The following is a 22,761-nucleotide window of genomic DNA, read 5'->3' as shown; positions in this document are numbered from 1 at the left end:
CAGCGGCTTGACCCCTACACCAGAGGACATTGTAAGCCAGATCACTTTTCTTTGCTGTCACATCGTGTGACTGGCTGGAAAAGCATCGGGGAGGGCGTCAGTCCGCTTTGCGGCCCACGGCAAAGATGCGGCGGAAAGGAAATACGGTGCCGTGCACTCCCTGGGGATAGGCTTCCCGCAAAGCGGCTGCATACTCGGTTTCGAAGCGCTTGGCGTCAGCCTCCCCAAGGGCGGCCAGGACCGGGCGGAGTCCAGTGCCCCGGACCCATTCCAATACCGCGTCCGTCCCCGTCAGGACCTGCTGGTAGCTGGTCTCCCACGCATCCGCGGCGCAGCCGGCATCCAGCAGGATGCGCAAATAGTCCGCAGGATCCCCCACGGACTCGCCGCCCCGCAGCACGCCGGCCAGCTTCGAAGCCCAGCGGTCCGACGCCGCCAGTTCGCGCATAAGGGCGTGCGAGGGGGCGTTGAAATTCCCGGGCACCTGCACGGCGAACCATGCCCCCGGCCGGAGGGCTGCGACCCACCTCCGCATCATGTCCTGGTGGCCCGGGACCCACTGGAGGGCCGCGTTGCTCACCACGACATCCGTCTTTGGGGAGGGCATCCAGTCGGCGATGTCCGCCTGTTCAAAGCTCAGGCCGGGAACTTCCGCCGCCAGCGGGGCGGCCTTTGCCAGCATCTCAGCGGAGGAATCCACACCAACCACCCGGGCACCTGGCCAGCGTTCCGCCAGGGTTGCCGTGAGGTTTCCTGGGCCACAGCCAAGATCCACCACCTGCACGGGATCCTCCGCATGGATCCGGGCCGTGAGATCGAAGAACGGCCTGTTCCGGTAGTCCCCAAACTGGACGTATTTTTCGGGGTCCCATTTCATGAATCTCTCCAGGTTCTGACGCACACACGGGCAAGCCGTAGCCTAACCCGGCAGCACCGCCCTGCCGGTATGCCACGTGGCACTAAGGTTGAAGTCAATGAAACTCGTTGACCAGCTGAGCGATCTGTCCGTCCCCAACCGTCCCGACGCCGTCGACCCCGACGCCCTTTACACGCGGTTTGTGGAATGGACGGAAAGCCGGGGGCTGTCGCTGTACCCGGCCCAGGACGAAGCCATCATGGAACTGGCAACGGGGGCCAATGTCATCCTGGCCACACCCACAGGCTCCGGTAAGTCGCTGGTGGCGATCGCCGCGCACTTCCAGGCCATGGCACAAGGCCGCCGCAGCTATTACACGGCGCCCATCAAAGCCCTGGTGTCCGAGAAATTCTTTGCACTCTGCGACATCTTCGGGGCCGGGAACGTGGGCATGATCACCGGGGACTCGGGGGTAAACCAGGACGCGCCGATCATCTGCTGCACGGCGGAAATCCTGGCCAACATTGCCCTGCGGGAAGGCGCTGCCGCGGAGCTGGGTGCTGTGATCATGGACGAGTTCCACTTCTATTCAGACCCGCAGCGCGGCTGGGCCTGGCAGGTGCCCCTCCTGGAACTCCCGCAGGCGCAGTTCCTGCTCATGTCCGCCACGCTGGGGGACGTCACCCGCTTCGAAGAGGGGCTGACCGCCCTAACGGGCCGTGCCACCACCACGGTCAGCTCGGCGGAGCGGCCCATTCCCCTGCATTACTACTACCACCAGAGCCCCGTGCACGAGACGCTGGAGGAGTTGCTGTCCACCCGGCAGGTGCCGGTCTACGTGGTGCATTTCAGCCAGCTCGAAGCGATCGACCGCGCGCAGAACCTGATGAGCATCAACGTATGCACCAGGGAGGAAAAGGACAAAATCGCGGAGCTCATTGCCAACTTCCGGTTCGCGGCCGGGTTCGGCAAGACGCTGAACAGGCTGGTTCGCCACGGAATCGGCGTGCACCACGCCGGAATGCTCCCCAAATACCGCAGGCTTGTGGAGCAATTGGCCCAGGCAGGGCTGCTGAAGGTCATCTGCGGGACGGACACACTGGGCGTGGGCATCAACGTGCCCATCCGGACGGTGCTGCTCACCGCCTTGAGCAAGTACGACGGCGTCCGCACCCGGCTGCTCAACTCACGTGAGTTCCACCAGATTGCGGGCCGGGCCGGCCGGGCAGGCTACGACACCGCCGGGACGGTGGTGGTACAGGCTCCCGAGCACGTGATCGAGAACGTCAAGGCGATGGCCAAGGCCACCGCAAAGTTCGGGGACGACCAGAAAAAGCTGCGCCAGGTGGTGAAGAAGAAACCGCCCGAGGGGTTCGTGTCCTGGGGCGAACCCACATTCAAGCGGCTGGTGGAATCCGTTCCGGACCCGTTGACATCCAGCTTCACCGTGACCCACGCGATGCTGATGAACCTGATGGAACGGCCCGGCGACCCCTTCGCTGCCGCCCGCCGCCTGCTCACCGAAAACCACGAGCCACGGTCCTCCCAGCTGCGCCTGATGAAGAAGGCACTGGGCATCTACCGGGAACTGCTGGCCGCCGAGGTCATCGAGCGGATTCCCCCGGAGGAGCAGGGTCCCGACGGGCGCACCGTCAGGCTGACCGTCCACCTTCAGCCGAACTTTGCCCTGAACCAGCCGCTCTCCCCCTTCGCACTTGCCGCACTGGACCTCCTTGACCCGGAGTCGCCGTCGTACGCCCTGGACGTGGTCTCCGTCATCGAGGCCACCCTGGAGAAACCGCGGCAGATCCTGTCGGCGCAGCAGAAGAAGGCCCGCGGTGAAGCGGTGGCGGCCATGAAGGCTGACGGCATCGACTACGACCAGCGGATGGCCATGCTGGACGAGGTGACCTACCCGCAGCCGCTCGCGGAAATCCTGGGTGAGGCGTTCGAGGTTTACCGGAAGGCCGCGCCGTGGGTGGGCGACTTCGAGCTCGCGCCGAAGTCGGTGGTCCGCGACATGTACGAACGGGCCATGAACTTTGGCGAATTCGTCCAGTTCTACGGGCTGGCGAGGTCGGAAGGGATCGTGCTCCGGTACCTCGCCGACGCCTTCAAGGCACTGCGCCAGACCGTCCCGCAGGACATGCTCCGGGAGGACCTGGCCGATCTGACCGCGTGGCTGGGTGAGCTGGTGCGGCAGGTCGACTCAAGCCTCCTGGACGAGTGGGAGGAACTGGCCTCCGGTGCGGCGCCGACGCCGCACGACGCGCCGCCGCCTCCGCCGCCGTCGCTCACGTCCAACATCCGTGCCTTCCGCGTGATGGTGCGCAATGAGATGTTCCGCCGCGTTGAATTGTTCGCCGACGAGGACGCCACCGCGCTGGGAGAGCTCGACGGCGGCTCCGGTTGGGGTGCCGACCGCTGGGAAGATGCGCTGGACGACTACTTCGACGAGCACGACGATATTGGGACAGGGCCTGATGCCCGGGGACCAGGGTTGCTCATCATCACCGAGGAACCCGGAAGCTGGAAGGTGCGGCAGATTTTCGACGACCCCGCCGGCAACCACGACTGGGGCATCTCGGCGGACGTGGACCTGGCGGAGTCGGATGCGAGCGGCACTGCGGTGGTGCGGGTGACGGACGTGAACCGGCTCTGACGCGGCAGCCGGCGCGGACCCTGAGGGAGGCCATCCGGCGCCGGCGGTAAGCTCGGAGAATGAGTGTAATCCGGCCCGCAACACGGCACGACGTCCCCGCCATCCTCCGCATGATCCACGAACTGGCCCGGTACGAGAAGGAACCGGACGCCGTCCGCAACACGCCGGAAATGCTGGAGCAGGTGCTGTTCGCGGAAAACCCGCGCGTCTTCGCCGCCATGGCGGAAAACGAGGAGGGCGAGGTGCAGGGCTTCGCCCTGTGGTTCCTGAACTACTCCACCTGGGAGGGCGTGCACGGGATCTATCTGGAAGACCTCTACGTCAGTCCAGAAGCCCGCGGCGAAGGCCATGGCAAGGCCCTCCTGCAGCACCTGGCCGCCATCGCCGTCGTCAACGGCTACGCGCGCGTGGAATGGAGCGTTCTTGACTGGAACGAACCGTCCATCAACTTCTACCGCCGCCTGGGTGCCCGCCCCATGGACGGCTGGTCCACCTTCCGTCTTACGGGTGAAGCGCTGGACCGCTTTAGCCAGGCGACCTCCCTTCCTGCTCCTGCCCGTGGCTGACGTGGAGCAGAGCCCGGCTGCCGCCGTCGGGCACGAAATCAGGGCCAGGCATGAATTCCGCGGCATGCGGTCGGTGGAGCACTACTTCACGGTACCCCTGGACCACGACGAACCAACCGGCGGGGCCATCACCGTTTTTGCGCGGGAGTATGTCTCAGCGGCGCACAGCGAGGAGGCTGCTTCCCGGCTGCCCTGGCTCCTCTACCTGCAGGGCGGACCGGGCGGGCGCGGCAACAGGTGGGGTTCCCTGGGCGGCTGGGGCAAGGCAGCGGCCCAGGACTTTCGCATCCTCATGCTGGACCAGCGCGGCACCGGCCTCTCCACCCCCCTCGACCGCGTCACGCTGGCAGACCGGGGGTCTGCAGCTGCGCAGGCCGCCTACTTGGAGCACTTCCGCGCCGACTCGATCGTGGCGGACGCCGAGCTGATCCGCACGGCCCTGTCGTCGCCGCCCTGGACCATCTACGGCCAGAGCTACGGCGGTTTCTGCGCCCTGACCTACCTGTCATTTGCAGCGGAGGGCCTGCGTGAAGTCCTGATCACCGGTGGCCTGGCGCCGCTCACCGGCAGCGCGGACGACGTGTACAGGGCCACGTACCAGCGCGTGGCGGCGCGGAACGATGAATACTTCGGCTGGTATCCGGAGGACCGGAAGACGGTGGAGCGGATCGCCAGCCACCTGCGGGCCACCACCGAATCGATGCCCGACGGCACACCCCTGACTGTGGAGCGCTTTCAGATGGCGGGGGCTTTCCTGGGCGGCAACACCCGCGTGGACAGCCTTCACTACCTGCTGGAGGACGCCTTCGTGGAGACTGCCGGCGGACCGAGGCTTTCGGACACGTTCCTGGAACAGCTCCAGGGTGTGGTCTCACGACGGTCCAACCCCCTGTATGCGCTGATGCACGAGTCCATCTACGGCCAGGGCGCAGCCACCGGTTGGTCAGCCTGGCGGATGCTTGCCGAAAACCCCTGGTTCAGGCCGGACGCCGAGCCCCTGCTGCTGACGGGCGAAATGGTGTACCCGTGGTACTTCGAGCAGGACCCTGCCCTCCAGCCGCTGCAGGAAGTAGCCCAGTTGCTGGCGGAAAAGCAGGACTGGAAGCCGCTCTACGATCCCCAGGTGCTGGCCGGCAACGCCGTTCCGGTGGCAGCAGCGGTCTACACGGACGATATCTACGTGGACCGCGACCTCTCCCTCCGAACCGCCGCGGCCGTGCGCGGGCTGCAGGTCTGGGAGACAGCTGACTTCCACCACGACGGGATAGCCGACGACGGTGAGCGGATTTTTGCCCGCCTGCTGGAGATGGTCCGGTCAGCCACCCGCTGACCCACGGTGCGCTGCGCGGGTGACGAAGGCTTGGTGTTTGGATTCCCAGTTCCGCAGCGGGAATGGAGCCGGTGGCTCAAAAAAGCAGACCCCGGCCGCTCATGCGGCCGGGGTCTGCTGCGCGGTAAACGCCTGGTGGCGCCTACTCGGCGTCGCTGTGGCTCTTCCGGGCGTCCTCCTCAAGCCGCGGATCAATCGCGGCCGCCTGGGCCTTGGAGCTGAGGAGGCTGGCGACAACGGCGACGATGATGGTGCCCACGATGACTGCGAGTGACACGAAGGTGGGAATCTCAGGCGCCCATTCGATGTGCTGTCCGCCGTTGATGAAGGGCAGCTCATTGACATGCATGGCGTGCAGGACAAGCTTGATCCCGATGAAAGCGAGGATAAAGGACAGGGCGTGCTTCAGGTATATGAGTCGGTTCATCAGACCGCCCAGCAGGAAGTACAGCTGCCGCAGGCCCATCAGGGCGAACAGGTTGGCGGTGAAGACGATGAACGGGCTCTGGGTCAGGCCGAAGATGGCGGGGATGGAGTCCACGGCAAACAGCAGGTCCGTGAGGCCAATGGTGATGAAGACGATCACCATTGGGGTGAACACCTTCTTGCCGTTCACTGTGGTCCGCAGCTTACCGCCGTCGAACTTCTCGGACATGGGAATGACCTTGCGGATCCTGGCGATCAGCGGGTTCTCCCGGTCTTCTTCCTCCTCGCCCTCGTCCTGGGCCTGCTTCCAGGCCGTCCACAGCAGGAACGCTCCGAAGATGTAGAAGACCCAGCTGAACTGCTCGATGACGATGGCGCCGAGCATGATGAAGATGCCGCGCAGGATCAGGGCGATGATGATGCCCACCATCAGCACTTCCTGCTGGTACTTCCTCGGCACGGAGAACCTGGCCATGATGATGATGAACACGAACAGGTTGTCGATGCTGAGGCTGTACTCGGTGACCCAGCCGGCCACGAACTGGCTGCCGAATTCGGCACCGGTGAAGGCAAACATGGCGCCGGCGAAGACGAGGGCCAGGGTGACGTAGAAGGCCACCCAGAGACCGGCTTCCTTCATGGACGGTTCGTGCGGGCGCCGGACCACCAGGAGGAGATCGGTCAGGAGAATCAGGCCGAGGACGACAAAGGAGCCAACCTCAAACCAAACAGGCAAATCGGGCACGGCGAAGCCTTTCGCAGGGTACACAAAATGGTGTAAGTCTCTCCGGCCTGCCAGTGCACTTGGTGCTGATGCGGCGGCCCGCTACGCCCGGCCGGGCAACCATGCCCTGCGTGTTGACGATCGTAGCGCTTGGGATACTCCCCTACGTGCCTTTAACTGTACCCCAGCCGAATAACCGGCAGAGGTCAGGCGTGGCCGGCCGCCTGCATCTGGCGCAGTTCCTTCTTGAGTTCGCTGACTTCGTCACGGATCCGCGCCGCCACCTCGAACTGGAGTTCGGCCGCGGCGCCATGCATTTGTTCCGTCAACTGCTCGATCAGGCCCACCAGGTCCTCGGCCGGCGCGGCCGCCAGGCCATCGGAACGGACCTGCGCCGCGCCCTTCTTGGTCCCGGCTTTGTTGGCCCCCGTGATGCCACGCTTGCCCTTGCCGTAGTCGAAGCTGCCCAGCAGCGCATCCGTATCGGCGTCTTCCTTGGCCAACTGGTCCGTGATGTCGGCGATCTTCTTCCGCAGCGGCTGGGGATCGACACCATGTGCGGTGTTGTAGGCCACCTGGATGGCGCGGCGCCGGTTGGTTTCGTCAATGGCGTTGGCCATGGAGTCGGTGATCCGGTCCGCATACATGTGTACCTGGCCGGAGACGTTGCGGGCGGCCCGTCCGATGGTCTGGATCAGGGAGGTGGAGGAGCGCAGGAAGCCTTCCTTGTCCGCATCCAGGATGCTGACCAGGGACACCTCGGGAAGGTCGAGGCCCTCACGGAGGAGGTTGATGCCCACCAGGACGTCGAAGGATCCCAGCCGCAGTTCACGCAGGAGCTCCACGCGCCGCAGGGTGTCGACATCGGAGTGCAGGTATTCGACTTTCACGCCGTGGCCCAGCAGGTAGTCGGTGAGGTCCTCCGCCATGCGTTTGGTCAGGGTGGTGACCAGGACGCGCTCATCCTTCTCTACCCGGGTCTTGATTTCGCCCAGGAGGTCATCGATTTGCCCCTTGGTGGGCTTGACCACCACCTCGGGATCCACCAGGCCCGTGGGCCGGATGATCTGCTGGACGAAGCCGTCCGCTTTGCCCAGTTCATACTTGCCGGGGGTGGCGGAGAGGTAGACGGTCTGGCCCACGCGTTCCAGGAACTCGTCCCACTTGAGCGGCCGGTTGTCCATCGCGGACGGCAACCGGAAGCCGAAGTCCACCAGGTTCCGTTTGCGGGACATGTCTCCTTCGTACATGGCCCCGATCTGGGGAATGGTCACGTGGGACTCATCCACCACCAGCAGGAAGTCGTCCGGGAAGTAGTCGAGCAGGCAGTGCGGCGCGGTGCCGGGCCCACGGCCGTCAATGTGCGCTGAGTAGTTCTCGATGCCGTTGCAGAAACCCATCTGCTGCATCATTTCGAGGTCGTACGTGGTGCGCATCCGCAGCCGCTGGGCTTCGACGAGCTTGTTCTGGCTTTCCAGCACCTTGAGCCGGTCCGCCAGTTCATCCTCAATCCGCTTGATGGCCCGCGCCATCCTTTCCGGGCCGGCCACATAGTGGGAAGCCGGGAAGACGTACATCTCTTCCTCATCGCGGATGACCTCGCCGGTGAGCGGGTGGAGCGTGTGGATGCTCTCGATCTCGTCGCCGAAGAACTCAATCCGAATGGCCAGTTCCTCGTACATGGGAATAATTTCCACGGTGTCGCCGCGGACCCGGAAGGTTCCACGGTGAAAGTCCATGTCGTTGCGGGAATACTGCATGGAGACGAACTTGCGGAGGAGGTCGTCCCGGTTCATCTCGGCGCCACGGCGGAGGGTAACCATGCCGGAAATGTATTCCTCAGGGGTTCCCAGGCCGTAGATGCAGGACACGGTGGCCACCACGATCACATCGCGGCGGGTCAGCAGCGCGTTGGTGGCGGAGTGGCGGAGCCGTTCCACTTCCTCGTTGATGGAGGAATCCTTCTCGATGAAGGTATCCGTCTGCGCCACGTATGCTTCGGGCTGGTAGTAGTCGTAGTAGGAAACGAAGTACTCCACCGCGTTGTTGGGCAGCAGTTCGCGAAACTCGTTGGCGAGCTGGGCCGCAAGGGTCTTGTTCTGCACCATTACCAGGGTGGGGCGCTGCACCTGTTCAATAAGCCAGGCAGTGGTGGCACTTTTACCGGTACCGGTGGCGCCAAGCAGCACCACGTCCTTCTCACCGTTGTTGATGCGCTGCGTCAGTTCCGCGATGGCGGCTGGCTGGTCTCCGGCAGGTTTGAACTCGCTGATGACTTCGAAGGGCGCTACAACACGGTTGATCTCCTGCGCAAGGCTCATGAATCTAATTTACAGCGGGCCACTGACACTGGACTGCCGCTTCCGTTACAGGCGAACACCGCCGAACGCAGGCTCCGGTGTCAGGACGGGTACGACGGCGGCACCCACCCGGTTGCCTCAGCCCAGGCCGACATCCGGGGCCACGCAGTGTCCGTGAACCACGGCTCCTTTGCTTCCGCGTAAGCCCTGGTAGTGGGCGAATCCGCGAAGCGGCCCGCCAGGTCCGCCTTGTGCGCTTGGTAATCCCGAAGCGCGGAGGGATCGTTCCGCAGCCAGTCCCGGAACATCAGCGCGTAGCGCCATCCCGCGGAACCCGCTGCGCGGACGTGCACGTTGACGGCCCGGCACGGATCGGCATTGGCGTGGAACCGCTTCTGCCATGCGGACGGGTCAGGATCGCCGGGCTTCGGCGTGTCCGACTCCGCTCCCCGTACCGCCGGGAAGCCGGCGGCCGCCAGGAACGGGGCCAGCTTTTCGGCGGCCTCGAGATCCTGCACCGACACCTGCAGGTCGATGACGTCCTTGGCGGCCAGGCCGGGAACGGCGGTGGAACCAACGTGGTCCACCGCCAGGATGAGCTCCGGGGCCGCCGCCACCAGCCGCGCCGCGATCCGGGCTGCCTGGACGGCCCACTCGTCACGGTGCGGTTCCAGCACCGGTCCCCCACGGCGTGGTGCACGTGTCCGCGCAGCCAGGTTGTGGGCGAACGGCACCAGCCGCGCATCCCACAGCCGGTCCACCTGGTCCAGAAGGTGCTGCAGGGTGCTGGAGTTGTCGAGGACGACGTCGGCAGCGGCCAGCCGGTCACTTCGAGAGGCCTGCGAGGCCATCCGGGAACGGGCAGCCTCCACCGTCATCCCCCGGATGTCCAGCATGCGCTGCACCCGCACATCGTCAGGTGCGTCCACCACAACCACCAAGTGGAAGGCCGCGCCCTGGCCGGTCTCAACCAGGAGGGGAATGTCCTGGACCACCACGGAGTTCCGGCCGGCCCCAGCCGTGATGGCCGCGGCCCGGGCGCGCACCAAGGGGTGGACGATCGCATTCAACGCGGAAAGGCGGTCCGGATTGCCGAACACCGCTTCGCCCAGCCGCGGCCGGTTGAGCCGCCCGTCGTCGTCGAGCATCCCGGGACCGAACTCCGAGATGATCCGTTCCAGCCCTTCAGTACCGGGCTCAACCACCTCACGGGCCAGCGCATCCGCGTCCACCAACACTGCGCCGCGTTCCTTCAGGCGGGCGGCCACCACTGATTTCCCTGAGGCGATTCCGCCCGTCAACCCAATCTTCAGCACCCTCCCACACTAGGGCACGCCTCCTGGACCGCCGAGTGGTCCCTGTGCGCCGGTCATGCGGTTACGCGTTATTCTCCGCTCGGATTCTGATTCCCTGAAGCATCCGCCGGGACATGATGAAGCTCGCCACCTCCACTGCTTCGACCATCCAGGCTACCCACCATTGGCGGTAGGCGTACCGCTCCCGGACCAACAGCCGGGTGCTGCCGTCGGGCTGCGGCCGCAGGACGAACGCCCAGGTGAAGTCGAACGGCCCGGGAGGTGAACCGGGTGGAACCCGCAGGACCAGGGCGCTTCCCTCGTCAACGAGGGCCACTTCAAGGTCCGAGGACGCAGCCGGTGCCAGGTGGACATGGTCCCCGGCCTGGATGTCCTGCCACTCCGGGTGGATCCGGTCTGCGCTGTGAATGTCGAGGCCCAGGAAGTTTTCCAGGAAGTCGTAGCTGTAGAAACCGCCGCGTCCCTGGCCCATCTGCGCCAGCCAGGGCCATACAGCCCCAGCGGGGGCCTTGATGGTAACCGCACGCGTTGCCAGCAGGTCGGGGGTGGGCAGGAAGTCATCGCCGGGGAGCGCGTCGGCCGTCTCTGCATCAGTTTCACCCCAGCGCAGGTAATGCCTTCGGAACCAGGCAGCCGATGCTGCCGCTGCTGCCAGCAGCACTACCGGCCTGGCCGGCCACCTGAATATGCGTGACATGGGTCAAGTTTCCAGGCTGCAGCCTGCCCTGTCATGGGCCGATAGGCCTGATGCGCTTCTCCACTAGACTGAAGCGGTGTTGAACCCGGCGGACCCACCACAGGACACGGACAGCCGGGCCACCGCCTACACCACCCTGAAAGCAGGGCAGGACTACCGGCACGAACTTGAGATCAAGCGCTCCCGGTTCATCACGGTCCTCCGGCGGGCCGGCACCGAGGACCAGGCCCGGGACCTCGTGGCAGGCCTCCGTCGCGAGTTCCATGACGCCCGGCACCACTGCTCCGCGTTCGTCATCGGGCCCGACCGGACTGTCCAACGCTCCAGCGACGACGGCGAACCCGCGGGGACTGCAGGCATTCCCATGCTCGAAGCCCTGCTGAAGAGGGAAACCGCTCCCGGGGTAACGGACCTCAGCGACGTCAGCGCCGTCGTCGTGCGTTATTTCGGCGGTGTCCTGCTCGGCGCCGGCGGCCTGGTGCGGGCGTACTCGGAATCGATCTCGGCGTCCCTGGATGTGGCGCCCTTGGTCCACCGCAGCCGGTTGCGCATTTGCTCCGCCCCTGTCCCCCACGCGGCAGCGGGCCGCCTGTAGAACGACCTGCGGGCGGCAGGCATGGTCATGGCCGACACCACGTACCAGGACCGGCATACGGTGCTGCGGATTGCCGTCCCGGATGATGCCGGCGCCATCGCCGCGGCAACTGAACGGATCCTGCAGCTCACGGCGGGCGCCACAACCCTTTCCCCCGACGGAACGGAGTGGGTTGATGAAGCCCTCGGCTGACATTGCCTTGGTGGACGTCGATGACGCCGTGGCTGACCAACTGCTGGAGCTGGCCAAGAGGGATGCTTCCCCGGATGAGGTGGCTCCCCCGCTGGGCGGCCCTGGCTGGAACCTGGAGCGCACGGCCTGGTTTTACGGCTACCACCATGCTGCCGCCGCGGGACTGGACGGACCCGCCGCAGAAAAATCCTGGGCAGTCTTCTGTGGCGGCGACATTGCCGGCTCAGTGCGGCTTAGACGGAATGACAAAGACGTGCAGTCGGCGGAAACCGGTATCTGGCTTGGCCGCAGCTTCCGTTCCCGGGGAATCGGCGCCGCGGCCCTGCACCTCGTCCTCGGCGAAGCCCGCCGGGCAGGGCTCCAGCGGGTCACCGCCCGGACCCTGGCCGGCAACCGCAGCGCCCTGCGGCTGCTCACGAAAGCCGGGGCGGCGCTGACGGACGACGGCGAAGGGACAGTCCTCGGCGTCGTCGACCTATAAACCCGCGCAACCCCTGTCGCCCTCAGCTGGGGAGCACACCCCACTGGGGAACGGGCCCCCTTCCGGCGCGCCCGCCGCGTCTGCCGGGTTAAAACAGAACGGGCCCCCGCTTTCGCGGGGGCCCGTCATGTCAGCCCGGATGTACCGGGCCGGTGGCAATTAGTTGCCGGTCAGCTTCTCGCGCAGGGCAGCAAGTGCCTCGTCCGAAGCCAGGGTGCCGGCACCGGTGTCGGTGGCAGCAGGCTCGGAGGAGTAGCTGGTGGCGCCGGAGTCGCTGTCACCGGACGTCGCTGCAGCAGCGTCGTCGGCAGCGTGCTGGGCAACCTGCTTCTTGTGGGCTTCCCAACGTGCCTGGGCGTCAGCGTACTGCTGCTCCCATGCGGCGCGCTGTGCTTCGTAGCCCTCGAGCCATTCGTTGGACTCGGGGTCGAAGCCCTCGGGGTACTTGTAGTTGCCCTCTTCGTCGTACTCTGCGGCCATGCCGTACAGAGCGGGATCGAATTCGGTGCTGTCGGCGTCGACGCCCTCGTTGGCCTGCTTGAGGGACAGCGAGATGCGGCGGCGTTCCAGGTCGATGTCGATGACCTTGACGAACAGTTCGTCGCCAACGGAGACAACCTGCTCGGCCAGCTCCACGTGGCGGACAGCCAGCTCGGAGATGTGGACCAGGCCTTCGATGCCGTCTTCGACGCGGACGAACGCACCGAAGGGAACCAGCTTGGTGACCTTACCCGGAACAACCTGGCCCAGGGCGTGGGTGCGGGCGAAGGTCTGCCACGGGTCTTCCTGCGTAGCCTTGAGGGACAGGGAGACACGCTCACGGTCCAGGTCCACTTCGAGGACCTCGACGGTGACTTCCTGGCCAACCTCGACAACCTCGGACGGGTGGTCGATGTGCTTCCAGGACAGCTCGGAAACGTGAACCAGGCCGTCTACGCCGCCCAGGTCCACGAATGCACCGAAGTTGACGATGGACGAAACAACGCCGGGACGGACCTGGCCCTTTTCCAGCTTGTTGAGGAAGGTGGAGCGGACCTCGGACTGGGTCTGCTCGAGCCATGCACGGCGGGACAGGACCACGTTGTTGCGGTTCTTGTCCAGTTCGATGATCTTGGCTTCGATCTGCTGGCCGATGTACGGAGCCAGGTCGCGCACACGGCGCATCTCGACGAGGGATGCGGGCAGGAAGCCGCGCAGGCCGATGTCGAGGATAAGACCACCCTTGACAACCTCGATGACGGTACCGGTGACGACGCCGTCTTCTTCCTTGACCTTCTCGATGTCGCCCCAGGCACGCTCGTACTGAGCGCGCTTCTTGGACAGGATCAGACGGCCTTCTTTGTCTTCCTTGGTGAGCACCAGGGCTTCGACCTGATCGCCGACGGAGACGACGTCCCCGGGGTCAACGTCGTGCTTGATGGACAGCTCACGGGAGGGGATGACACCTTCGGTCTTGTAACCGATGTCGAGCAGGACTTCATCGCGGTCGACCTTGACGACGGTACCTTCGACGAGGTCTCCGTCGTTGAAGTACTTGATGGTGGCGTCGACAGCTGCGAGGAAGTCCTCAGCGGTACCGATGTCGTTAATGGCGACGACGGGGGTACCGGGCTTCTCGGTGGAGGTGATGGTCATGTAGTAGGGGCTCCGTTGTGGATAGTTAGTCGGTCAGGCAAACCGGCGCGCCCGCGTCATGGAACGCAGGCGCGATTCGCGGTGAATCCGACGGATCCTCCGGGTCATCCTGATTTTGTGGATTACTTTCTTGATGCAGCCCCAGGGGGCCGCAAGTGCGCGCACGTGGTACACGCCCGTTTATTCTAGTCGCTGCCGGCAATGAGGGTCAAAGCGGCGTGTGCCAGGCGGGCCCGGACCTAGAAATGGGTCAGGCAGTGGGTGGCTCGTTCAACCGCAAACATCTGCTGGGCCTTGAAGGCGGCTCCGGGGGTAACCTCGCTGATGGCGCCGGCGGCTTTGAGCGTTACTGGGCTCACTCCGCCGAGGTAGATGGAGGACAGGGCTGAGACGTCCAGCGCGAGGTCCGCGGGCGCATCCCCGGGCAGGAGTTCGACGGCGGCCCCGCCGCCCTTGACGTCCAGGGCGAATGTGCCTGCAGTGAGGCCCAGCGGGTCCGCCACAGTGAGGACCAGCCGGCCGTCCGCCGGGTAATGGCGGGCTGCCAGCGCCTGCGGGACGTCGAGGATCCTGAGCCACAGCATGTCCCGGCTGTCCGAGGCATCAATGCAGCGCGCATCAGTCAACGCCCAGGCGAGGGGGTCGTCCACCGGCGCTTCATTCCAGGTGACGCGCTCCACGAGGTCAATGGCGCCAAGATACTGCCAGAGCTCCAGGTAGGCCTGATCGGTGGCCGCCACGAGATCCACCACCTCCATGGTGGCCGGCGTGGTATCCCAGCCGGCGAACTTGTAGGAGACGTAACCGTCCACGCTGCCATTCGGCCCATAGTGCAGCGCCGCCTTGATGGCCGGATCTTCCTTGCCCTCCCGGCTCAGCGACCCGGAGGCCAGCAGCCAGTACCATTCCTGGCGTCCGAGGGACCCTGGCGTGTGGCGATGCACCCGCCCAAACACTTTGGGGGCGACCTCGAGCAGGACTTTGGGGTCTGCGACCTCCACGGTGCCCGTGGCCTGGGGGCGCACCCTGAACCGCGCCGTGGTGTCCACTTTCACCGAGCGTTCCAGGCTGGCCACACCGTATCCGAAGCGTCCGTAAATGCTGCCCTCTGAAGCGGTGAGTGCTGCAACGGCGATGCCGTCGTCCTTGGCGGCCTGCAGGTCTTCGGTCATCATGCGGCGCAGCAGGCCACGCCGCCGGTGCGGGGTCCGGACGGTCACGGCGGTAACCATCTGGGTCTCAAGCATTCGTCCGAAGCCGATGTTGAGTGTTTTCCGGAACGTGCCGAAGGTGGCTACGGGCACCTCGGCGGGAAGGGACGACTGCGCCACCGGGCCCGTCTGGTAGGCGCCCGTGAAGATCCTGCCGTCAGCCTCGTAGGTGGCCATGGAACATGCCACATGGGCGGCGGACCGGGTGGCATCGTGGAACCCGAAGGCGACCGCCCGGGCCCAGGCTTCGGCTTCTTCGTAGCCGTCCCTGCCCTCCGAGACAGCAGGAAAGCGCCGTATCTCATAGTTACCGCTCAGATTCCCCATTTACCCGAGCCTAGTAACGAATCCGGCGCCTGGCCAGCAACAACGTTGCCCCGCCGGGCGCCGCCGGCCCGCAACGCCTAGTGGCCGGCGTCGTACCAGCTGGGTCCGACGCCGATCTGCACTTCCAGCGGCACGCTGAGGTCGGCCGCGGCTGCCATCTGCTCAGTCACCAGCTTTTCCGCTGCTGCCCGCTCCCCCGTTGCCACTTCAAGAACCAGTTCGTCGTGGACCTGGAGCAGCAGCCGCGACTTCAGGCCCTGCGCCTGCAGCTCCGCGTGCACGCCCAGCATGGCGCGTTTGATGATGTCCGCTGCCGAGCCCTGGATGGGGCTGTTGAGCGCGATGCGTTCGGCATTCTCCCGCAGCTGCCGGTCCGTGTTGGTGAGGTCCGGCAGGTAGCGCCGCCTCCCTTCGATGGTGGCTGTGTACCCGTCCACGCGGGCCTGGTCCACAACGCCCCGGAGGTAATCGCGGACGGCACCGAAGCGGTCGAAGTAGTCCTTCATCAGGGTGCGGGCCTCGTCAACGGAGATCTCCAGCTGCTTGGACAGGCCAAAGGAGGTCAGTCCGTAGGCCAGGCCGTAGGACATGGCCTTGACCTTCGAGCGCATGGCGCTGGTGACCTGGTCCGTGGGGACGTGGAAGATGTTGGAGCCGACGAAGCGGTGCAGGTCCTCGCCGTCCCTGTAGGCCTGGATCAGCCCCTGGTCCCCGGAGAGGTGCGCCATGATGCGCATCTCGATCTGGGAGTAGTCGGCGGACAGGAGGCACTCGTAGCCGTCGCTGACCACGAAGATCCCGCGGACGCGGCGGCCTTCCTCGCTGCGGATGGGGATGTTCTGCAGGTTGGGATTGTTGGACGAGATGCGGCCGGTGGCTGCAACGTTCTGGGCGTAGGTGGTGTGGATGCGGCCGTCCTCCGCCACAGACTTCTTCAGCGACTCGATCATCTGGCGCAGCTTGGCGGCCTCGCGGTGCGCCATGAGCTGCACCAGGAACTCGTGCCCGGTTCTTTCCAGAAGGTTCTTCAGGGAGGCTGCATCCGTGGTGTAGCCGGACTTGATCTTCTTGGTCTTGGGAAGCTGGAGTTCGTCGAACAGGACGGTCTGCAGCTGCTTGGGCGAACCAAGGTTGACCTCGTGGCCGATGGCGGCGAAGGCCTGTTCCTGTGCCTGGTCAATGACGCGGGCGAGGTCGGCCAGCTGCTCGTCCATCTTGTCCATGTCGATCGCGATGCCTGCGAGTTCCATGTCGGCCAGGACCCGGCTGACCGGCAGCTCGAGGGTAGAGAGAAGTTCCTCTGCCTTGCGTTCCTTGAGTTCGTCCTCGAAGTAGCGGCTCAACGCCAGCACAACCGCGCCCGCCTGGACCAGGGCGTCCGCGGCGGCGGTGTCGTCGCCGTCGAACGACAGTTCCAGCTGCCCGGCCTTGGCCGTGGCGGCGGGAAGCCCGACGTTGAGGTGGTGCTGGGCAAGCTCGGCGAGCTCGTAGGTGCGGCGGTCCGGCTGGATGAGGTAGCCGGAGATGGAGGTGTCGTCCACGACGCCTTCAAGCTCCAGCCCGCGGGCGCTCAGGGCCTTCAGCGCAGCCTTGAACCCGTGCATCACCTTGGGCGCCTCCGGGTCGCGCAGCCAGGCGGCCAGGACGTTCTCAGTCTCCGCGTCCTGGTCTGCGAGGTCCACGTACACGGCGGCGCCAGAACGGACTATGGCCACCGCAGCGGCGTCCTCGCCAATCCGGCCCGGAACGAGGTCGACGGCGAGGGCGGACCGTTGTCCGGAGCCCCCCGCCAGGAAAGCGGCCAGATCCGCGGCATTGACTGGGGTGGTGTACTCCGGGGTGTCGATGCTTTCGCGCTCGGCTGCAGGGGTGTCGGCGTCCCCGTACAGGGCGAACAACCGGCCGCGGATGGCTTTGAATTCGAGTTGGTCGAAGAGGTCTTCGATGGCGGCCTGGTCAGGGCGCGGCTGGTAGAGGTCTTCCAGGGTGACGGGAAGTGCCAGGTCCGTGTGCAGTTGGTTCAGCCGCCGGTTGCGCTTAACGTTCTCGATGTTCTCGCGGAGCGCGTCACCCACCTTTCCGCCAATGGAATCAAGGTGCTCCAGGACGCCTTCCAGGCCGCCGTACTGGTTAATCCACTTTGCCGCCGTCTTGGGCCCCACGCCGGGCACGCCGGGCAGGTTGTCCGCCGTCTCCCCCACCAGCGCGGCGAGGTCCGAATAGCGGGACGGGGGAACGAAGTACTTCGCTTCGATGGCGGCGGCATCCATTCTGGGAATATCGCTGACGCCCTTCTTGGGGTAGAGCACGAAAACGTTGTCCGTGACGAGCTGGAAGGCGTCCCTGTCACCGGAAACCAGCAGCACCTCGAATCCGGCCTTCTCTCCCATGGCGGCGAGCGTGGCCAGGATGTCGTCAGCCTCGTAGCCGGGCATCTTGATGGTTTTGATGCCCCAGGCCTCCATGACCTGTCCGATGAGGTCGATCTGGCCGCTCATCTCGCGGGGGGTCTCGTTCCGGCCGCCTTTGTATTCGCTGTACTCGGTCTTCCGGTGCGTGGATTCGTCAGAGACGTCGAACGCAACCGCGATGTGCGTGGGCTGCTGTTCCTTGATCAGGTTGATCAGCATGGAGGTGAAGCCGTGGATGGCATTGGTGTGCTGGCCGTTGGAGGTGGAGAACTTGTCGGCCGGCAGGGCGAAGAATGCGCGGAAGGCCATGGAGTGACCGTCAAGGACCAGGAGCCGTGGCTGGTCGGTGATGGGAATGACGGGGGCTTCGGTAGCTGAAACAGATCCTCCGGCCGCGGGGGTAGCGGGCTTCACAGCAGGCCTGGAAGCGGACGACGGGCGCTGCACGGCAGTCCCCTCATCGATGGCCTGGGACGGGAAAGGGACCGGTTTGGTTGTTTCACTCACAGGTGCCAGCCTAGTTGCCATGACAGACAATTTCACGCCGGGCGCTTTGGCCGAAGAGCTCACAGCCGCCGGTATTCCCGACCACATGCACGGCTGGCTGGGCAGGTTTGGCGTCGGGGCCCTGGTGGTGAAGATGGGGATCCGTTTCCTGGAGATGAGCCCTGAACACACCGTTGCCACCATGCCGGTGGAAGGAAACACGCAGGTGGCAGGCATCCTTCATGGCGGAGCGCACGTGGTGCTGGCGGAAACACTGGGTTCCTTCGCCGCAGGAATGCATGCCGGCCCGGGGCGCCATGCCGTGGGCATTGAGGTCAACGCCACGCACCACCGGTCGATCGCCGAAGGCGTGGTCACTGGCACCTGCACGGCAGTCCACCTGGGACGCACGCTGACCACGCACGAGATCGTCATGACTGATGCCCAGGGAAGACGCCTTTCGACCGCGCGGATCACCAACATGCTCCGCGACAACGCCGGCTAGGGGAAACCCGGGTCAGGACTGCCGGCCCGGGACCCGGGCAACAGGTAGCGCAACTCAACGATGCCCCTGCCCAGGGTGCGGGAGGCCGCCAGCTCAAGTGGCGGCGTCGGGCCGTTCATGGGCAGCAGCCGCTTCCCCGCGCCCAGCACCACCGGGATGACGGAGAGGATGATCTCGTCGAGCAGTCCGGCGTCGGCGAACTGGGCTGCCAGGTTGCCGCCACCGACGACCCAGATGTTCCCGTCCCCCGCCGCACGCCGGAAGTCGGCAATGAATTCCTCGACGTTCCCGCGCACGAACGTGACGTCCGCGCGCTCAGGGGCGCGGTACTCGTGGTGGGTGAAGACGAAGCTGGGCGTGCCGGCGTACGGCCACCTGCCCGGCTCATGCTCCATCAGCCAGGCGTACGTCTCCCCGCCCATGACGATGCAGCCAACACCTGCCATGAAGCCGTTGTAGCTGTCCGCTCCACCTTCGAAGCCGTCGAACTGCAGCAGCCAGTCCAGGTTGTCGGTGGTCGTGGCGATGAAGCCGTCCAGGGATGCGGCCACAAAGTACTGGATACGCGGCATGGCCCCAGCCTAACCAGGAGCAATGGGCTGGCCAACAGCCGGGCGGCGCCGGCCGGGTGCCCTACTTGGAGAAGTAGGGGATGATCAGGTAGAGCCCGGCCAGGACCGCCAGGCCGCAGAGGCCGAAGCAGAGGTAGGCGAAGGAACGCTTGACGCCGGGCGAGGTCTGCTGTGCGTCCGCGGCGATGGCGGTCAGCCGGACGCCGAGCGAGTAAAGGGTCACCACTGTTGCGGCGGCCACCAGCGTTGCAACCGCAACGTTCAGCAGTTCCAACCACTTCATCGCCGATTCTCCTTGGTGTTGTTGGCCCTGGCGTCAGCCCTGGCTTGCGCTTCTGCCCTGGCTTTGGCTTTTGCTTCGGCCCGGGCCTTCTTCTTTGCGAACCGGACAGCCTGGCCGGCTTCCTCGACCTCCACGGCGTTCTGGTGGCTCACGGACGACTTGCGTGAGTAGAAGAACATGAAGAGCACCGCGGCGCTTCCGGCGACGGCGGCGATGAGCACGCCCACGGCACCGGTCTTCACCAACAGGGCGGTGAGGGCTCCGACGACGCCTGCCGCCGGGAGGGTGAAGAGCCAGCCCAGCGCGATCTTGCCCACCAGGTTCCAACGGACGGTGGTGCCGCGGCGGCCCATTCCGGAGCCGATGACGGAGCCGGAGGCAACCTGGGTGGTGGAGAGGGCAAAGCCCAAATGTGAGGATGCAAGGATGGCGGATGCCGTGCTGGTCTCGGCTGCGAAGCCCTGGGCGGGCTTCACCTCGGTCAGGCCCGATCCCATGGTGCGGATGATGCGCCACCCGCCCGCGTAGGTTCCGACGGCAATGGCCAGTGCGCAGGCGGTGATCACCCAGAGCTGGGGACCGGAGCCCGGTGCCTGGCTTCCGGCGGCGATCAGGACCAGCGTGATGATGCCCATGGTTTTCTGGGCGTCGTTGGTTCCGTGGGCCAGGGCAACCAGGCTGGAGGTGAAGACCTGGCCGGTGCGGAAGCCCCCGCGCTTCTGGGTGAGCTTGGTGCCCGTTTCCGGATCGTGGCGTGCCGTGAGGGCATAGGCCAGACGGGTGCAGACATAGGCGGCAAGGCCGGCAATCACGGGGGCGAAGACGGCTGGAAGGATGACCTTCTGGACCAGGCTCTCGAAATTGACGGAGCTGAATCCTGCCCCGACCACTGCCGCGCCGATGAGGCCGCCGAAGAGGGCGTGGGAGGAGCTGGAAGGCAGGCCCTTCAACCACGTGATCATGTTCCACAGAACGGCGCCCATCAGCCCGGCGAAGATGATTTCGGGGGTGATCTGGACGCCGCCGGAGCCCTCGCGGATGATGCCGCCGGATACTGTCTTGGCCACCTCGGTGGAAAGGAAGGCGCCCACCAGGTTGAGGACGGCAGCCAGGGCCACCGCTGTCTTGGGCTTGATGGCACCCGTCGCGATGGGCGTTGCCATGGCGTTCGCGGTGTCGTGGAAGCCGTTCGTGAAGTCGAAAAATAGTGCCAGTGCGATCACCAGCGCCACCATGAAGGTGATATCCACCTGTTGCCCAATCTGCAGAGTCGACGGTCAGCAGTTTCTCTTACCAGGCTGCCTTGCACAGCATAGTTCACCGGCTGTTTGCGTGGAATGACTTGCGGCGAGGGCACAACCGGCGGGAAACCTTATCGATCGTACGCGTACCCTGCATGAGGTCAAAACACGGATTGGGCAAGGAAAGACCGGAGGATGCCGAGTTCGGCGGGCGTGATTCCGTGCCGCGGGTGCGGCGAGACGGTGAGGATGCGCCGGCCCAGGATGCGCGCCCACCGTTGCGCTTCGGCTTCGAAAACCAGCTGGTCGTCCACCCAGGCCACGGCATCGGGGCCGGTTTTTTCGACATCTTCCTGTATGGCACGGAGCTTCCACCAGCCTGTCCCGCCGGCAGCCCCGTCCGCAGCCAGGTACGGCCACGAGGTACCGGCCAGACCGAGGGCGGGACACAAGTACCGGGGTGCCAGCTCCTCCCAACTGGTCAGCCAGACGCAGCGCAGCCCTGGCGTCACGGCCAAGGCATTGAGTTCGGCCACAAGTTCCGCCGCGTAGGCGACAGGCAACAGGCCGGCGTCGGCATACTGCCAGGCCGACCCCCACCCTGTGACTCCTTGCGGGCCGAACGGGCAGACCACCCCGTCAACGTCCAGGTAAAGCGTCCGCTCCACGCTGCCGCCTGCGGGAGCTCAGCCCTGGTGGAACTGCGGCGGCCGCGGTCCCGGGTCCAGCTGGGGCGCGATCTTCTCCTCGATGGCCGCCATGGTGGCGTCCGGCAGGACGATGAGGCCGTCCAGCTCACGCCGCGCCCGTTTGTACGCAGCCTGTCGTTCAGCCGGGGTGGCCGCGTGGTTTTCCGCGATCATCAGCAGTTTCCGGGCCGTGGCCAGCCGTGCACGCTCCGGACCGGTGAACCTGCTGTCCCTGATGCGCCGGGCTTCCCGCTCGGCCACATCAAGGGCCACGGCGAAGCTGTTGACCGCCTGCCGGTAGGCGGCAAGGCCGGACTCGGACCTAAGCTCTTCGGCGGAGGCCGGACGCTGGCCGTCGGCTTGGCGCTTGGCGCGAAGGAAGGCAACGGTGAGCGGCTCCCGGACGTCGGTCATGAGGGGAAAGTCGATAAGCTTGCCCACATCGAGCTCGTATTCAAGCCACCGCCGGTTGGTGGCTTGATGGGTGTCCATCAGTGCCTGCACCTCGGCGACGGAGGCCCGTTCAGCCTCCAGCGCGTGGTTCCTGAGTGTGCCAGGCCCCACCCTACGCCGGTACCGGCCCTCGCCGGCCTGCCGCCAGCCCCGTGCCCAGCGTCCGGCGAACGCCATCAGCGGAAACACCATCCACCATTTGTCGGACAGGAACTCCATGAGGGACCTCACGCATTAATCCTCGCAGTCCGGAGGTCCGGCCTCAAGGGAGCCTTGTGTCAGGAGGTGGGGGTGGCCTGCGGTGTGTTCACGTTGACCAGCCAGGAAACGCCAAACCGGTCCGTGCACATGCCGAAAACGTCACCCCACGGCGCCTTTTCCATCGGAACAGTCACTTTTCCCCCGTCGCCGCTCAGCTTCTGGTAGCACCCGCGAAGCTCCACTTCGTCGTCGCCGCTGAGGGAGATGGAGATGGCCGAACCCGGCTGGTACTCCATGCTGTTCGGTGTGTCGGCTCCCATGAGCACCATGCCCTGCGTGGTGGTCAGCATGCCGTGCATGATCTTCTCCGCTTCGGCAGGGTCCTCGCTGGCCTGGAAGTCGGCAAAAGTGCTGAGCGTCAGTTGACCGCCGAAGACGGACTGGTAAAAGTTCAGTGCCTCGCGGGCATTGTCGCGGAAGCTGAGGTAAGGATTGAGGATCATTGGCATGGAAGGATCTCCTCTGACAGAAGCGGAACCGGGCAGACAACATCCTGCCGCATTGCACTGCGGCCCGGTAGGTCACGCTTCCCGTGTTGGCCC

The 22,761-nt window shown here is 65.5% G+C and carries 19 protein-coding genes and 1 pseudogene; 6 read left to right on the top strand and 14 right to left on the bottom strand.

Features of this window, described 5'->3' with window-relative positions:
- Positions 1 to 97 precede the first annotated feature (97 nt).
- Positions 98 to 877, bottom strand: a complete 780-nt coding sequence (locus AB0313_RS00470; protein ID WP_307305796.1) for a trans-aconitate 2-methyltransferase — start codon at positions 875 to 877, stop codon at positions 98 to 100.
- A 97-nt stretch (positions 878 to 974) separates the two neighbouring features.
- On the opposite strand from AB0313_RS00470, the gene AB0313_RS00465 reads away from it, so the two are divergent.
- The 3 genes from AB0313_RS00465 (at position 975) to AB0313_RS00455 (ending at position 5,414) form a co-directional block, all read left to right on the top strand.
- The gene (locus AB0313_RS00465; RefSeq protein ID WP_366302917.1) at positions 975 to 3,518 is read left to right on the top strand and encodes a DUF3516 domain-containing protein; all 2,544 of its coding nucleotides are present in this window, start codon (positions 975 to 977) and stop codon (positions 3,516 to 3,518) included.
- Positions 3,519 to 3,577: 59 nt separating this feature from the next.
- Positions 3,578 to 4,084, top strand: coding sequence for a GNAT family N-acetyltransferase (locus AB0313_RS00460; RefSeq protein WP_366302915.1), 507 nt, complete (start codon positions 3,578 to 3,580; stop codon positions 4,082 to 4,084).
- 64 nt (positions 4,085 to 4,148) lie between these two features.
- Complete coding sequence (locus tag AB0313_RS00455; RefSeq protein ID WP_366303239.1) at positions 4,149 to 5,414, top strand: alpha/beta fold hydrolase; 1,266 nt, start codon at positions 4,149 to 4,151, stop codon at positions 5,412 to 5,414.
- A 142-nt stretch (positions 5,415 to 5,556) separates the two neighbouring features.
- Here AB0313_RS00455 and AB0313_RS00450 read toward each other — a convergent pair whose 3' ends face one another.
- From AB0313_RS00450 to AB0313_RS00435, 4 genes are all read right to left on the bottom strand, one after another.
- Positions 5,557 to 6,585: a TerC family protein gene (locus AB0313_RS00450; RefSeq protein WP_141941186.1), complete on the bottom strand. Its 1,029-nt coding sequence runs from the start codon at positions 6,583 to 6,585 to the stop codon at positions 5,557 to 5,559.
- A 185-nt stretch (positions 6,586 to 6,770) separates the two neighbouring features.
- Positions 6,771 to 8,885, bottom strand: a complete 2,115-nt coding sequence (gene uvrB / locus AB0313_RS00445) for an excinuclease ABC subunit UvrB (RefSeq protein WP_366302913.1) — start codon at positions 8,883 to 8,885, stop codon at positions 6,771 to 6,773.
- 80 nt (positions 8,886 to 8,965) lie between these two features.
- The gene (gene coaE, locus AB0313_RS00440; RefSeq protein ID WP_366302911.1) at positions 8,966 to 10,180 is read right to left on the bottom strand and encodes a dephospho-CoA kinase; all 1,215 of its coding nucleotides are present in this window, start codon (positions 10,178 to 10,180) and stop codon (positions 8,966 to 8,968) included.
- Between the two features lie 61 nt (positions 10,181 to 10,241).
- Entirely contained in the window at positions 10,242 to 10,877 is a 636-nt protein-coding gene (locus AB0313_RS00435) for an SRPBCC family protein (RefSeq protein ID WP_366302909.1), read from the bottom strand.
- Between the two features lie 136 nt (positions 10,878 to 11,013).
- Between AB0313_RS00435 and AB0313_RS00430 the strand changes: the two are divergent.
- Positions 11,014 to 11,664: pseudogene (locus tag AB0313_RS00430) on the top strand (YigZ family protein).
- Entirely contained in the window at positions 11,648 to 12,145 is a 498-nt protein-coding gene (locus tag AB0313_RS00425) for a GNAT family N-acetyltransferase (protein ID WP_141941180.1), read from the top strand. The pseudogene AB0313_RS00430 and the gene AB0313_RS00425 overlap by 17 nt, the downstream one beginning before the upstream one ends.
- A 159-nt stretch (positions 12,146 to 12,304) precedes the next feature.
- On the opposite strand, the gene rpsA is transcribed toward AB0313_RS00425, so the two are convergent.
- The 3 genes from rpsA to polA form a co-directional block, all read right to left on the bottom strand.
- Complete coding sequence (gene rpsA, locus AB0313_RS00420) at positions 12,305 to 13,780, bottom strand: 30S ribosomal protein S1 (RefSeq protein WP_141941178.1); 1,476 nt, start codon at positions 13,778 to 13,780, stop codon at positions 12,305 to 12,307.
- Positions 13,781 to 14,019: 239 nt separating this feature from the next.
- Positions 14,020 to 15,318 carry a GNAT family N-acetyltransferase gene (locus AB0313_RS00415; protein ID WP_366302907.1) on the bottom strand — a complete coding sequence of 433 codons (1,299 nt, stop codon included), beginning with the start codon at positions 15,316 to 15,318 and terminating at the stop codon, positions 14,020 to 14,022.
- A gap of 77 nt (positions 15,319 to 15,395) precedes the next feature.
- Positions 15,396 to 18,236: a DNA polymerase I gene (gene polA, locus AB0313_RS00410; RefSeq protein WP_366302905.1), complete on the bottom strand. Its 2,841-nt coding sequence runs from the start codon at positions 18,234 to 18,236 to the stop codon at positions 15,396 to 15,398.
- Between the two features lie 19 nt (positions 18,237 to 18,255).
- Here polA and AB0313_RS00405 point away from each other — a divergent pair, with 19 nt between their 5' ends.
- Positions 18,256 to 18,720, top strand: coding sequence for a hotdog fold thioesterase (locus tag AB0313_RS00405; protein ID WP_366302903.1), 465 nt, complete (start codon positions 18,256 to 18,258; stop codon positions 18,718 to 18,720).
- Here AB0313_RS00405 and AB0313_RS00400 read toward each other — a convergent pair.
- The 6 genes from AB0313_RS00400 to AB0313_RS00375 form a co-directional block, all read right to left on the bottom strand.
- Positions 18,717 to 19,292 (bottom strand): dihydrofolate reductase family protein, encoded by a 576-nt coding sequence (locus tag AB0313_RS00400; protein ID WP_366302901.1) that lies wholly within the window; start codon positions 19,290 to 19,292, stop codon positions 18,717 to 18,719. The genes AB0313_RS00405 and AB0313_RS00400 overlap by 4 nt on opposite strands.
- A gap of 61 nt (positions 19,293 to 19,353) precedes the next feature.
- Positions 19,354 to 19,575, bottom strand: coding sequence for a hypothetical protein (locus tag AB0313_RS00395; protein ID WP_141941171.1), 222 nt, complete (start codon positions 19,573 to 19,575; stop codon positions 19,354 to 19,356).
- Complete coding sequence (locus AB0313_RS00390) at positions 19,572 to 20,825, bottom strand: inorganic phosphate transporter (protein ID WP_366302898.1); 1,254 nt, start codon at positions 20,823 to 20,825, stop codon at positions 19,572 to 19,574. Before AB0313_RS00390 ends, AB0313_RS00395 begins: the two co-directional genes overlap by 4 nt.
- A 152-nt stretch (positions 20,826 to 20,977) precedes the next feature.
- The gene (locus AB0313_RS00385; protein WP_366302896.1) at positions 20,978 to 21,484 is read right to left on the bottom strand and encodes an HAD domain-containing protein; all 507 of its coding nucleotides are present in this window, start codon (positions 21,482 to 21,484) and stop codon (positions 20,978 to 20,980) included.
- Positions 21,485 to 21,502: 18 nt separating this feature from the next.
- Positions 21,503 to 22,189 carry a hypothetical protein gene (locus AB0313_RS00380; protein WP_366302894.1) on the bottom strand — a complete coding sequence of 229 codons (687 nt, stop codon included), beginning with the start codon at positions 22,187 to 22,189 and terminating at the stop codon, positions 21,503 to 21,505.
- 47 nt (positions 22,190 to 22,236) lie between these two features.
- Positions 22,237 to 22,668 carry a VOC family protein gene (locus AB0313_RS00375; RefSeq protein ID WP_366302892.1) on the bottom strand — a complete coding sequence of 144 codons (432 nt, stop codon included), beginning with the start codon at positions 22,666 to 22,668 and terminating at the stop codon, positions 22,237 to 22,239.
- Between the last annotated feature and the right edge of the window lie 93 nt (positions 22,669 to 22,761).

Origin of the sequence: Pseudarthrobacter sp. NPDC080039 (assembly GCF_040702335.1) — a bacterium.
Lineage (GTDB): Bacteria > Actinomycetota > Actinomycetes > Actinomycetales > Micrococcaceae > Arthrobacter > Arthrobacter enclensis_A.
The sequence above is the reverse complement of the archived record's forward strand: the minus strand, read 5'-3'. Positions and strand labels throughout refer to the sequence as shown.